This is a genomic window from Streptomyces sp. NPDC027672 (assembly GCF_055566335.1).
This window is the reverse complement of sequence record NZ_JBVHSO010000002.1, coordinates 696,215-709,259: the sequence shown is the minus strand read 5'-3', so window position 1 is coordinate 709,259 and position 13,045 is coordinate 696,215. Positions and strand designations below refer to the sequence as shown.

General features: G+C 71.9%; 10 protein-coding genes and 1 pseudogene. 7 read left to right on the top strand and 4 right to left on the bottom strand.

Annotated elements, in window-relative coordinates; genetic code table 11:
• Positions 1-6 precede the first annotated feature (6 nt).
• A complete protein-coding gene (locus tag ACZ4SV_RS07475; protein WP_468002223.1) occupies positions 7-981 on the top strand; it encodes an isopenicillin N synthase family dioxygenase in 975 nt (324 codons plus the stop codon).
• Positions 982-1,204: 223 nt separating this feature from the next.
• Here the strand turns inward: ACZ4SV_RS07475 and ACZ4SV_RS07470 are convergent.
• Positions 1,205-1,885: pseudogene (locus ACZ4SV_RS07470) on the bottom strand (polysaccharide deacetylase family protein); the annotation flags it as partial.
• Between the two features lie 78 nt (positions 1,886-1,963).
• Entirely contained in the window at positions 1,964-2,659 is a 696-nt protein-coding gene (locus ACZ4SV_RS07465) for a glycoside hydrolase family 11 protein (RefSeq protein ID WP_365881600.1), read from the bottom strand.
• Positions 2,660-3,025: 366 nt separating this feature from the next.
• On the opposite strand from ACZ4SV_RS07465, the gene ACZ4SV_RS07460 reads away from it, so the two are divergent.
• Both ACZ4SV_RS07460 and ACZ4SV_RS07455 read left to right on the top strand, forming a co-directional pair.
• Positions 3,026-4,111 (top strand): endo-1,4-beta-xylanase, encoded by a 1,086-nt coding sequence (locus tag ACZ4SV_RS07460; RefSeq protein ID WP_468002220.1) that lies wholly within the window; start codon positions 3,026-3,028, stop codon positions 4,109-4,111.
• 166 nt (positions 4,112-4,277) lie between these two features.
• Positions 4,278-4,733 (top strand): ATP-binding protein, encoded by a 456-nt coding sequence (locus tag ACZ4SV_RS07455; RefSeq protein ID WP_468002218.1) that lies wholly within the window; start codon positions 4,278-4,280, stop codon positions 4,731-4,733.
• Positions 4,734-4,895: 162 nt separating this feature from the next.
• Here the strand turns inward: ACZ4SV_RS07455 and ACZ4SV_RS07450 are convergent, their stop codons facing one another.
• Entirely contained in the window at positions 4,896-5,918 is a 1,023-nt protein-coding gene (locus tag ACZ4SV_RS07450) for a LacI family DNA-binding transcriptional regulator (protein WP_468002216.1), read from the bottom strand.
• Between the two features lie 134 nt (positions 5,919-6,052).
• Here ACZ4SV_RS07450 and ACZ4SV_RS07445 point away from each other — a divergent pair, with 134 nt between their 5' ends.
• Genes ACZ4SV_RS07445 through ACZ4SV_RS07430 form a run of 4 tightly spaced genes read left to right on the top strand, consistent with a single transcriptional unit; the run spans position 6,053 to position 11,514 of the window.
• A complete protein-coding gene (locus ACZ4SV_RS07445; protein ID WP_468002214.1) occupies positions 6,053-7,354 on the top strand; it encodes an ABC transporter substrate-binding protein in 1,302 nt (433 codons plus the stop codon).
• A gap of 7 nt (positions 7,355-7,361) precedes the next feature.
• Positions 7,362-8,318: a carbohydrate ABC transporter permease gene (locus tag ACZ4SV_RS07440; RefSeq protein WP_365881590.1), complete on the top strand. Its 957-nt coding sequence runs from the start codon at positions 7,362-7,364 to the stop codon at positions 8,316-8,318.
• A complete protein-coding gene (locus ACZ4SV_RS07435; RefSeq protein ID WP_468002212.1) occupies positions 8,315-9,133 on the top strand; it encodes a carbohydrate ABC transporter permease in 819 nt (272 codons plus the stop codon). The genes ACZ4SV_RS07440 and ACZ4SV_RS07435 overlap by 4 nt, the downstream gene beginning before the upstream one ends.
• Positions 9,130-11,514 (top strand): beta-xylosidase/alpha-l-arabinosidase, encoded by a 2,385-nt coding sequence (locus ACZ4SV_RS07430; protein ID WP_468002210.1) that lies wholly within the window; start codon positions 9,130-9,132, stop codon positions 11,512-11,514. Before ACZ4SV_RS07435 ends, ACZ4SV_RS07430 begins: the two co-directional genes overlap by 4 nt.
• A gap of 45 nt (positions 11,515-11,559) precedes the next feature.
• On the opposite strand, the gene ACZ4SV_RS07425 is transcribed toward ACZ4SV_RS07430, so the two are convergent.
• On the bottom strand, positions 11,560-12,927 hold the full coding sequence (locus ACZ4SV_RS07425; RefSeq protein ID WP_468002208.1) for a cellulase family glycosylhydrolase: 1,368 nt from the start codon (positions 12,925-12,927) through the stop codon (positions 11,560-11,562).
• Positions 12,928-13,045: the final 118 nt, after the last annotated feature.

Genomic DNA, 13,045 nt, shown 5'->3' with positions numbered 1-13,045 from the left:
CCCGCCGTGGCGCACGACATCCCCGTACTGGACCTGACCGAGTGGGAGGGCGCCGGCCCCGAGCACCGCGCCGGCATCGCCGCGCGCCTGGACGCGGTCCTGCGGCAGACCGGCCTGTTCCTGCTGAGCGGGCACGGGGTACCGGAGGAACTGACCGACCGGATGCGCACCGAGGGACGCGACTTCTTCGGCCTGCCGCGCGAGAGCAAGGAGCGGTACCGGGTCAGCCGTCCCTACGACAACGGGTGGCGGGGACTGGGCGCCCTCCAGGTCGGTGCCCTCGACGGCAAGCCCGACACCTCCGACCTGCACGAGGCGTTCCACGTCGGCCCGAGCCACCGCACCGGCGACGCGGCGTTCGACACGCTGTACTACCCCGAGAACAAGTGGCCGGACGAACAGCCCGCGCTGCGCGAGACGGTGCTGGAGTACACCGGGCACATGACCCGGGTCGCCCACGAGGTGATGGAGGTGCTGGCCGGCGTCCTCGACCTGCCCGCGGACTTCTTCACCTCGCGGTGCGCGCGGGCCACCTGGACGCAGAACGTCAACTGGTACCCCTCCCTGACCACCCTCGGCGAGGTGCAGCCGGGCCAGATGCGCGTCGGACCGCACACCGACTTCGGCACGCTGTCCCTGCTCGACCGGCAGCCGGGCGTCGGCGGCCTGGAGGTGTGGAACGAGGAGGACGGCTGGTTCGAGCCGCCGTTCGTGCCGGGCACCCTGGTCGTCAACCTCGGCGACCTGATGTCCCTGTGGACCGACGGCCGCTGGCAGGCCCTGCGCCACCGCGTCCTCGCCCCCAGCGACATCGCCCCGGACGAGGAACTCGTGTCGCTGGTCTACTTCTTCGAGACCGATCCCGACGCCGAGATCGTCCCGCTGCCCGCACCGGCGGGCGGCGGCGCGGGCTTCACGCCCGTCATCGCCGGCGAATCGATCCTGCAGAAGGTCGGCGCGACGGTGAGCATCCCCGGCTGACGCCGGGAGCCTGCCGTACCGGCCGACGGGGGCCTGCCGTACTGAGCGACGGGAGGCCCGCCGTGTCGGCCGACGGCGGGTCCTGCCGTTGTCGTACCGGCTGGTGAATCCATGGCCCGGGGGCGGTGCCGGAGTTCTCCGGCACCGCCCCCGGCCCGTGTGGCCGACTCGTGTCACCGCCCCTCTCCGGGCCCGGTGGCCGCCTCGGTGGGCGACCGCGTCAGGGCGCCACGGCGCGGCCGGTCTGCGGCGAGATCCGCCCGGCGCACAGACCCTTGGCCGACAGGGTCTGCGCGATGCGCGGGATGGCGGCCAGGGTGTTGGCCGGCCACTCGTGCATCAGGATGATCTGGCCGTTGGACAGCCGGGACACGGCCTGCACGATCGCGTCGGTGCTCGCGCCGTTCCAGTCCTGGGAGTCGACGTCCCAGATGATCTGCCGCAGCCCGTACTTGGCCTCCACCGCCTGGACGGTGGCGTTGGTCTCCCCGTACGGCGGCCGGAACAACTGCGGGGTGCCGCCGCCGGCCGCCGCGATCGCCTGCTGGGTGCGGGAGATCTCGGAGTCGGTCTGCGCCTGGCCGAGCTGGGTCAGGTGCGGGTGGGTGTAGCTGTGGTTGCCGATCCACATACCGGCGTTGGCCTCGGCCCGGACCTGGGCCGGGTAGGCGGCGGCGAACTGGCCCTCGTTGAACACGGTGGCCCGCAGGCCGCTCTGCCGCAGGGCGTTGAGCAGGGCCGGGGTGTGGTCGTTGGACGGGCCGTCGTCGAAGGTGAGCCCGACGTACCCGGAACAGGCGGCGGCCCGCGCCGGGGTGGCGTGGACGGCGGAGGTGACGGTGCCGGCCACGGCCGTGGCCGCGACGGCCAGGGCGGTGAACAGGGAACGGGATGCGGCGCGCATGCGGGGGATCCTCTCGGAGCGGGCGTGACCGCGGTGGGGGGAGGGGGGAGGGACGGACGGGCCGGGGACGGAGCCGGGTCAGCCGCTCACCGTGATGTTGGAGTAGCCGCTGCTCTGGTAGCCCTCGGTGGCGAGGATCATGTAGTAGTTGAAGCTGCCGAGGGGCATGCCGACGCGGGCCCAGGCGTCGAAGTGGTTGCCGGTGGTGATGGCGCCGCCGGTCCGCTTGGACTGCCGGACGCTCCAGTACTGGTTGAAGGTCCTGGTGCCTTCCACGGACGGCGCGTTGTACCGCGTCGTCTGGTAGATGTCGTAGGTGCCGCCGTCGCTGGTGACGGTGCCCTTGTACGTGCCGGTGGGCCGGTAGGTGCCCCAGTTGTCGACGATGTAGTACTCGACCAGCGGGTTCGAGGTCCAGCCGTACAGGGCCAGGTAGGCGTTGCCGGACGGGCCGAAGCTGCCCGAGTACTGCACGGTCCGGCGCGCGCCGTTGCTCCAGCCCTTGCCGGCGACGAAGTTGCCGCAGTTCGTCCACGACGTGCTGTAGTTGCCGCCGGAGTTCAGGGTCATCGAGACCGAGCCGCCGCCGTCGGTCCAGAAGGAGTAGTAGAAGCCGTTGTTGGTGCCGGTCTGGTTGGTGGTGATGGTCGTGGCGGCGTGGGCGGGGCCCGGCAGCAGCAGCCCGGACGCGGTGCCGGCCGCCGCGAGGGCGCCGGCGCGGCCGAGGAAGCCCCTGCGGCTGATCGGGCGGGAAAGGGCGCGGTCCATGTCCATGCTTCCTCCAGGGTGAAAGCGGGTGGGCGGAAGGCCCGGTGCGGGACGGCGGCGCGGGGCATGACGGCGAACACCGTTCGCTTTGTCATGCTCGCGCCATACGGCTCGACGGGGCCGTCCCTCGCCGGGGGAGGGCTCGATTGCTGGAGAGTATGCGGCGGGGCCGAAACGGCGGTCAATCCGTCTGTTTCCGAAACTTCCTCGAAACTTCGACGGCATCGACCCGCAGTAGGGTCGAAAATTTCGAAGTTCCAGCAGGGTTGCGGGACTCCTTGATCTCCTCCGTGGTTGACGGGCCCCGGGTGGCTGTCTAGCGTGACGCAACGCTCGTTCGACTGTCCGAATGTTTCGATATCGGGAGCCCTCGTGTCCCTGCCCCGCCTCGCCGCGGCCGTCGCCACCGCCTGTTGCCTCGCCGTCCTGCCGCTCGCCACCGCCGGCCCCGCGGGCGCGTCAAGCAGCCCCGGGGCACCGGACCGCCCGCTGCGGCAGCTCGCCGCCGACGACCGGCTCCGGATCGGCACCGCCGTCGACACGTCCGCGCTCGCCGACGACGCCGACTACCGCCGGCTCACCGGCGCGCAGTTCTCCACCGTCACCCCGGAGAACGTGATGAAGTGGGAGGTGACCGAGCCCCGCCAGGGGGAGTACGACTACGCCGCCGCCGACCGCCTGGTGGACTTCGCCCACCACCACGGACAGCGGGTGCGCGGTCACGTCCTGGTCTGGCACAACCAGCTCCCGTCCTGGCTCACCTCCGGGAACCTCACCCCCGACCGGCTCCGCGCCGTCCTGCACCGGCACATCACCGACACCGTCCGGCACTTCAAGGGCCGTGTCTGGCAGTGGGACGTGGTCAACGAGGCGTTCAACGACGACGGCACCCTGCGCGACAGCATCTGGCTGCGCGAGCTGGGCCCCGGCTACATCGCCGACGCCTTCCGCTGGGCCCACGAGGCCGACCCGCACGCCCTGCTCTTCTACAACGACTACAACACCGAGTGGACCGGACCGAAGAGCGACGCCGTCTACGATCTGGTGCGCCGGCTGCGTGCCGAGGGCGTGCCCATCGACGGCGTCGGCTTCCAGGGGCACCTCGGCATCCAGTACGGCCTGCCCACCGGCATGGCGGCCAACTTCGCCCGCTTCGACCGGCTGGGCCTGGCCACGGCCGTGACGGAGGCGGACGTCCGCATGCAGATGCCGGCCGACGCGGAGAAACTGGCCACCCAGGCCGAGGGCTACCGCCTGCTCCTCGACGCCTGCCTGCGCACCCGGCACTGCGTCTCGTTCACCGTCTGGGGCTTCACCGACAAGTACTCCTGGGTTCCCGGCACCTTCCCCGGCGAGGGCGCGGCCAACCTGTACGACGAGGACTACCGCCCCAAGCCGGCCTACCGGGCCCTGCAAGCGGAGCTGACGGGCCGGGCCCGGCCCGCGTCCGCCGGGTAACGCGGGCCGTCCGCGCCCCGAACCCGCCCGTCCGCCGGGCCCGCGCCCGTCCCAGTGAGCCGTGCCCGCACGGTGTCCGCCCGCCCCGGTGTGTCCCGCCGGTGGCGGGCGCGCCCGGTTCCGGCGGCCCTGCCGCGGCCTACCGCGCCGTCCCGCGGGTAGCCGCATGGACGGAGACGGCCAAGTCGGACAGACAGGGAAGATCGTGGACGGACGTTCGCTTCGCGCGGTGGGCTGGGCACGCTCGCTGCCGCTCGACAGTCAGGTCAAGACGGCACGGGACTGGGCGCGGGCCCACCTGGACGAGCTGGGCTGGACCAGCTCCGCCCCGGACACGGCGGACGACGTGCTGCTCGTCGTCTCCGAACTGGTCACCAACGCGCACGTGCACGCGCACAGCAACGCGCAACTGGTGATGTCCTGGGACACCGACTGCCTGCACATCGCGGTGCACGACACCTCCCCGGTGCTGCCCGAACCCCGCAACCCCGGCGTCCTCCAGCCCGGCGGGCGCGGCATGCTGCTGATGGACGCCCTGGCCGATAGCTGGGAGGCCCGGCACTGCCCGCACGGCAAGACCGTCCTCGCCTGTTTCCGGCCACCGGCCGGCGCGAACGCCTGACCCGGCGTACGGCCCCGCCCGCGCGAACGCCTGACCCGGCGTACGGCCCCGCCCGCGCGAACGTCTGACCCGGCGTACGGCCCCGCCCGCGCGAACGTCTGACCCGGCGCACGGCCCCGCCCGCGCCCGGGCCCCGCGGGCATCCCTGGCGCCGAGCGGCGTTCAGTCCGCCGCCGGGGGCGCGGTGCTCTGACGTACCACCAGATGCGTGGCCAGTTCGATGCGCAGCGCCGCCTTCCTGGGGTCGGCCGGGCGCAGCAGCATCCGGGCCGCCTCTTCGGCCATGCGCTGGAGCGGCTGCTGCACCGTCGTCAGCGGCGGGCTCGACCAGCGGGCCGGGGGCACGTCGTCGTAGCCCACCACCGAAAGCTGGCCGGGCACGCTCAGGCCCAGCACCCGGGCCGCCTCCAGGACGCCCAGCGCCTGCAGATCGCTGCCGGCGAAGATGGCCGTCGGACGGTCCGGCCGGCGCAGCAGGTCCATGGCGTGTTCGAAGCCGCCCTGGACGTGGAAGTCGCCGAACCGCACCAGTCGCGGGTCCGGTTCGTGCCCGGCCATCGCCATCGCCGAGCGGTAGCCGTCCAGCCGGGCCAGCGAGCACATCAGGTCCTCGGGGCCGGTGATGATGGCGACCCGTGAGTGCCCCTGGTCGGTGAGGTGGCGGGTGGCGGCCACCCCGCCGGCCCAGTTGGCCGAACCGACGGAGGGGACGTCGGGATCGGGGTCGCCCGCCGGGTCCACGATGGCGAACGGGATGGCCCGGGACCGCAGTTGGCGTTTCACGTCCTCCGGTACCGTCGAGAAGACCAGCAGCACGCCGAGCGGCCGGCGGCGCAGCACGCCCCCGATCCACTCCGGTCCGGGAGCCTGCCGGGTCCCGCTCTCGGTGAGCGCCACGGTCGCGTCGTTCTGCTTGGCGACGTTCTCCACCCCGCGGATCAGCTCCATCGCCCAGACGCTCTCCAGCTCGTGGAAGACGATCTCGATGAGCGGGGCCTGCGGCGGTCCCACGGTCCGCCGGCGGTAGCCGTGCACCTCCAGCAGACGCTCGACCTTGGCTCGGGTCGCGGGGGAGACATCCGAACGACCGTTGAGAACCTTCGAAACTGTCGGAAGCGAGACGCCGGCCTCTCTGGCCACGGCTGCCAAGGTGACTCTACGACCGACCTGGGCTTCTTCGCGCATGGACGCAGCATAGGCCACGACGCCGGGTAACGGTTTGGCTGCGTAACTGCACGACCGTTGACCATTTCTCCCCGCGCCTCCTACTGTCCAGCCGCAGGACTTTCGGCTCTTATACCGAAACTTTCGGAAGGCGGATGACCATGCGTACACGGATGCCCAGAGTGGTCGCCTGCGGCGCGACGCTCGCCCTCGCGGCGACGCTCGCCGCGTGCGGGAACGGAAGCGGCGGTTCCGGCGACGACGGCAAGATCCATGTGCTCGTCTACGGGGACGCCGGGAACAAGGTGGAGCGGCAGATCGTCGACACCTTCAACAAGACCTCGGACGTCAAGGCCGTCCTCGACACCATCCCCGGCGCCGACTACCAGCAGAAGCTCCAGACGATCATCAATACACCGCAGGCGCCGGACGTCTTCTTCAACTGGGGCGGCGGCAGCATCCAGCCGTTCGTCAAGGCCGGTCTGCTGCTGCCGCTGGACGACTTCGTCAAGAAGGACCCGAACCTCGACGACAAGTTCCTGCCCAGCGTCTACAACAGCGCCGTCATCGACGGCAAGCCGTACGGCGTCCCGATGCGCGGCACCCAGCCGGTGCTGCTGTTCAGCAACAAGACCGTCCTCGCCAAGGCGGGCGTGAAGCAGCCGCAGACCTGGGACGAGCTGCTGGACGCCGTCAGGAAGCTCAAGTCCGCGGGCGTCACGCCGATCGCCCTCGGCGGCGGCGACCAGTGGCCGACGCTGATGTGGTTCGAATACCTCTACGACCGCGTGGCCGGCCCGGAGCTGTTCCAGAAGGCCCTCGGCGGCGACAAGGACGCCTGGGCGAGCCCGGACAGCAAGAAGGCGCTCGGCATGATCAAGCAACTGGTCGACGCCGGCGCGTTCGGCAAGAACTACGACTCGGTGAAGTACACCAACGGCGCCTCGCCCGCGCTGGTCGCCCAGGGCAAGGCCGGCTTCGAGCTGATGGGCTCCTGGTACTACTCGCAGCAGCAGGAGGACGCCAAGGACTTCGCCGCCAAGGGCCTCGGCTACAGCACGTTCCCGACCGTCCCCGGCGGCAAGGGCGCCCCGACGAACGTCGTCGGCAACACCAACAACTTCTACTCGGTGCTGAAGAAGACCAAGCATCCCGAAGCGGTCGCCCAGTTCCTGAAGCTCATGTACTCCGACCAGTTCGTCGAGGCGCAGCTGTCCATCGGCAACCTGCCCACCACCACCAACACCCCGCAGTTCCTGGAGAAGTCGGCCAACCCCGCGTACTCCCGCTTCCAGTACGGCCTCGTGGCCAAGGCCAAGTCGTTCCAGCTCTCCTGGGACCAGGCCTACCCGCCGTCGGCCATGACGCCCATCCACCAGGCCGTCCAGCAGTTCCTCAACGGACAGTTCGACGAGGACGGCTTCATCAAGGCCATGCAGGCCCTCCCGACCGAATGAACCGCTCATGACCACACAGCTCACGAGCGCCCCGCCCGCCGCCGCGGCCACCAAGAAGGCCCGGCGGCGGCCGGAGGACTCGTACACCGCCCACGGCACGCGCCCCGGATTCCTCTGGGCGCTGCCCGCCACCGTGTTCTTCGCCCTCTTCGCCATCGCACCGCTGATCATGGTCGCGGTGCTGTCCTTCATGAGCTGGAACGGCCTGGGATCACCGCAGTTCGTCGGGATGGACAACTGGCACCGCATCCTCGACGACCCCGTGATGATCAAGAGCATCTGGCTCACCCTGCTGCTCACCGCCCTGGGCGTGGCCCTGCAGACCCCGCTCAGCATCCTGCTCGGCGTCTGGGCCGCCGGACACCAGCGCAACCGCGCCGTCCTCTCGGCGATCTACTTCGTCCCGCTGCTGCTGTCCTCCACCGCCGTGTCGGTGCTCTGGCGGGCGCTGCTCGACCCGAACTTCGGCATCCCCGCGCGGATGACCTGGCTGTTCGGCGACGGCAACCTGTTCGGTGAGCAGGCCTCGGCCATCGGGGTGCTGGCCTTCGTCAGCACCTGGCAGTTCACGCCGTTCCACACGCTCATCTACCAGGGCGCCGCCCGGGCCATCCCGCCGGTGCTGTACCAGGCGGCCGAGATCGACGGCGCGGGCCGCTTCCGCCAGTTCTTCCACATCACGCTGCCGCAGCTGCGCAACTCGGTCGTCACCTCGATGATCCTGATGATCGCCGGCGGGCTCACCACCTTCGAGACCGTGCTCATCCTCACCCAGGGCGGACCGGGCACCGACACCACGATCAGCGCTTACTACATGTACCAGAAGGCGTTCAAGGGCTTCGACTTCGGAGCGGGTTCGGCCATCGCCCTGTGCCTGGTCGTCGCCGCCACCATCGTCTCGCTGGTCGTGGTCCGCGTCTCCGGCTACGACAAGATGCGCAGCGACATGGAGGGCGTGTCATGAGGCGCCGCCCCAACTACCTCGCCGGCACCGGCTCGATCGTCTGGCTGGTCCTCGTGGGCCTGCCGCTGTACGTGCTGCTCGCCGCCACCCTGCGCACCCGGCAGGACTACGCGAAGAACGGCCCGGTCTCCTTCCCCGCCGACTTCACCCTCGACAACTACACCGGGGCGTTCGACTCGGGCTTCGGCGAGTACTTCCTCAACACCATCATCGTGACCGTCTGCGTGGTCGGGGTGGTGCTGCTGCTCGTACCGCCGCTGGCCTACGCGATCGTCCGCAACCGCAGCCGTGTCACCTCGCAGGTCTTCCGGCTGTTCCTGCTGGGCCTCGCCATCCCCGCCCAGGCCGTCATCGTGCCGATGTTCTACCTGATCAGCGAGGCGGGGCTGTACGACAACCTGCTCGGGGTCATCCTGCCCACCGCCGCGTTCTGCCTGCCGATGTCGGCACTCATCCTCAGCGGCGCCATGCGGGACATCTCCCCGGAGCTGTTCGAGGCGATGACCATGGACGGCGCCAGCCCGCGGCGGATGTTCTTCCAGCTCGTCGTGCCGCTCTCGCGCGGCGGCCTGTCCACGATCGTGGTGTTCTCCGCGCTCCAGGCGTGGAACGGCTTCCTGTTCCCGCTCGTCCTGACTCAGTCCGACTCGACCAAGGTGGTCACCCTCGGTCTGTACAACTTCCAGACCGAACACGGCGTCGACATCCCCGGCCTGCTGGGAGCCGTCACGCTGTCCATGGTGCCCGTCCTGCTCGTCTACCTGTTCGCCCGACGGTCCCTGGTCCAGGGTCTGATGGGCATGGGAGGAAAGTGACCGCCAACGTGGCCGTAGAGACCACCCCCGAGATCCCCCTCTGGAACGACCCGGCCCAGGACATCGGCACCCGTGTCCGCGCGCTGATCGACGCGATGACCCTGGAGGAGAAGACCGCCCAGTTGTACGGCGTGTGGGTCGGCGCGTCCGACGAGGGCGGCGAAGTAGCCCCGCACCAGCACGACATGGAGGAGGCCGTCGACCTCGACGCCCTGCTGCCGGCCGGTCTGGGCCAGCTGACCCGCCCGTTCGGCACGGCGCCCGTCGATCCCGCGCTCGGCGCGCTCTCCCTGCTGCGCACCCAGACCCGGATCACCGCCGCCAACCGCTTCGGCATCCCCGCGCTGGCGCACGAGGAGTGCCTGGCCGGCTTCGCCACCTGGGGCGCCACCGCCTACCCCGTCCCGCTGTCCTGGGGCGCCACCTTCGACCCGGACCTGATCCGCCGGATGGCCGCAGCCATCGGCCGCGACATGCGGTCCGTCGGCGTCCACCAGGGCCTCGCGCCCGTCCTGGACGTGGTGCGCGACGCCCGCTGGGGCCGCGTGGAGGAGACCATCGGCGAGGACCCGTACCTCGTCGGCAGCATCGGCACCGCCTACGTCCAGGGACTGCGGTCCGCCGGTGTCGTCGCCACCCTGAAGCACTTCGCCGGCTACTCCGCCTCCCGCGCCGGCCGCAACCTCGCGCCCGTCGCCATGGGCCCGCGCGAACGGGCGGACGTCCTGCTGCCGCCGTTCGAGATGGCCGTGCGCGAGGGCGGCGCCGACTCCGTCATGCACGCCTACACCGACACCGACGGGATGCCCTCGGCGGCCGACGAGGACCTGCTCACCGGACTGCTGCGGGACACCTGGGGGTTCGACGGCACGGTCGTCGCCGACTACTTCGGCATCGCCTTCCTCAAGACCCTGCACGCCGTCGCCGGCGACTGGGCACAGGCCGCGGCCACGGCCCTGCGCGCGGGCGTCGACGTGGAACTGCCCACCGTCAAGACCTTCGGCGCACCGCTGACCGGGGCCGTCGCCGCGGGCCGGGTACCGGAGGCGCTGATCGACCGCGCCCTGCACCGCGTGCTCACCCAGAAGGCCCGGCTCGGCCTGCTCGACGCCGGCTGGGACCCGGTGCCGGCCGCCCTGCGCGGAGCGGACCTGGACGACCCGGACGCGCTGCGCGGCACCGTCGACCTGGACAGCGCCGGCAACCGGGAACTGGCCCGGACCGTCGCCGAGGAAGCGGTCGTCCTGCTGCGCAACGACGGCACCCTGCCGCTCGGCAGGCCCCGCCGCATCGCCCTGGTCGGCCCCAACGCGACCGCGCCCACCGCCGTACTGGGCTGCTACTCCTTCCCCCAGCACGTCGGCGTGCACCACCCGCAGACCCCGCCCGGCATCCACCTGCCGACCCTCGAGGACGCCCTCGGACGGGAGTTCCCCGACGCCGAGCTGACCGTCGTCCAGGGCACCGGCATCGACGACGGGGACGTGTTCGGCATCGCCGAGGCCGTCGGCACCGCGCGCCGGGCCGACGTCGTCGTCGTGGCCCTCGGCGACCGCGCGGGACTGTTCGGCCGGGGCACCAGCGGCGAGGGCTGCGACGCCGAGTCCCTGGCCCTGCCCGGCGCCCAGCAGCAACTGCTCGACGCGCTGCTGGACACCGGTACGCCCGTGGTGGCGGTCCTGCTGTCCGGCCGGCCCTACGCCCTAGGCCGGGCCGCGGACGAGGCCGCCGCGCTCGTGCAGTCCTTCTTCCCCGGAGTGGAGGGCACCACCGCCATCGCCGGCGTGCTCAGCGGCCGCACCAACCCCTCCGGCCGGCTGCCCGTCAGCGTGCCCCGGGACACCGGCGGCCAGCCCGCCACCTACCTCGGGGCGCGGCTCGCCCAGGCCAGCGACGTGTCCAGCATCGACCCCACGGCGGCCTTCCCGTTCGGCCACGGCCTGTCCTACACGTCCTTCGACTGGGACGACCTGACGGTGGACCGGCCGGAGACGGACACCGGCGGCGCCTTCTCCCTCTCCCTCACCGTGCGCAACACCGGGGAGCGGGCCGGCACCGAAGTGGTGCAGCTCTACCTGCACGACCCGGTCGCCTCCGTCGTCCAGCCGGTGCAGCGGCTCATCGGCTACGCCCGGGTGCCGCTCGCCGCGGGGGAGGCCCGCCGGCTGCGGGTCACCGTCCCGGCCGACCTGGCCTCCTTCACCGGGCGCGACGGGCGCCGGGTGGTCGAACCGGGCGAGCTGCACCTGCGACTGGCGGCGTCCAGCACCGACGTCCGCCTGACCGCGACGGTGACCCTGACCGGCCCCGAACGCCACGTGGACCACACCCGCCGGTTCCACGCGGACCTCGTACAGGAGCCGGCCGGCCCCGCCGTCTGACCCGCGCCGACGCGGCCCGTCCCTCCACGCGGGGGACGGGCCGTCTCAGCCGCGCGTCACGGTGACCGTCACCCACGCGCCCGGAGCCGCCAGGACCCGGGCCCGGCCGGGCGTACGGCCCACCACGCGCGCCGCGCCGTCCGCCGTGATCCGCCAGCGGCCCGGCGGCAGGGACAGCCCGGTCACCCGGGAGCCGTGCGACGCGGCACGGTACGTCAGCCGGTACACGCCCGCCCCGGAGTCGTACCCGGCCGACCGGACCGTGCCCGCCACGGCCTCGGCGTACGGCTCGGCGGTCAGCTCCTTGTGGGGGCGGAAGGCGCCCGCGCCGTCCACCGCGCAGTACCCGCCGCCGTAGCACCACACGTAGCCCGCCCAGCCGGACGCGTAGCGGCCCAGGGAGGCCAGCGCGTCCCGGTAGAAGAGGTTCATGTGCGGCAGCGAGCTGTCCGGCGGGCCCCACTCGCCGACCACCACCGGCACCCGGTACCGCCGTGGATAGACGGTGACGGCCCGCTCGTACGCCGCGATCCAGCCGGCCCCGGGGTCGTAGTCGGCGCCCGCCTCCATGGCGGTGTCGTAGAAGTGCGGCGCGTACACGACCCGGGGATCGTGGACGCGGCCGAGGCCGGTCGGCACGCCCTCGCCGACGACCGGGGTCGGCTCCACGAACAGCCAGGCGTCCGGGTCGGCCGCCCGGACGGCGCCGGCCAGCCGGTCGTACATCGGCGTGAGCTGGTCGCGTTCGATCCGGCGCGCGGCCGTCGCCAGGTCCTCGCCGGGCCGTTGCTCGCCCATCGGCTCGTTGAGCAGGTCGTAGCCGAGCACGGCCGGGTGGGCGGCGAAGCGGGCGGCCAGGATGTGCCACATCCGCGCCTGGGCGCGGCGCAGGTCCGGGTCCGCGTAGAGATGGGTGAAGGCGCGCTGCACGGCGGGTTCGAAGTACTCGGCGAACCAGTCGTCCGGGTGCGCGGTGAACGGCAGCCCGTCGGTCCTGGTCGCCCACCGGGGTATCCCGCGATGGCCGAAAGCCGGCCCGAAGACGTCCTGGTGGGCGTCGATGACGACCTTCACGTCATAGCGCTCCGCCCAGTCCAGGACGCGCCCGATCCGGCGCAGATACCCCCGGCTGTACCGCCCCGGACTCGGCTCCAGGTCGTCCCAGAAGACCAGCAGCCGGGCGAAGCCGAAGCCGTGGGCCCGCAGGTCGCGCAGATGGCGCTCGGTGATCGCGGACAGCGCCTGCTCACCCCGGTGCGCCTTGTCCTCGATGTTCCAGCCGCGCAGTGTGAGCACCCGTCCGTGCCGGTCGGTGAGCGGCGGGATGCCCGGCCCGGCCTCCTCGGCGCGGGCGGTGGCGGGGGCGAGCAGCGCGGCGACGACCGCGCCCGCCGTGAGCAGTGCGCGCAGCACGGGACACCTCCGGGACGGTGGGACCGGATCGGGCTTCCTGGACTCGTTCCTGCCGGACTTCCTTGACTTCGCGTGCACTTGAAGCGGAACACTCCCGTGCTACCAGCCGTGCTCGGGA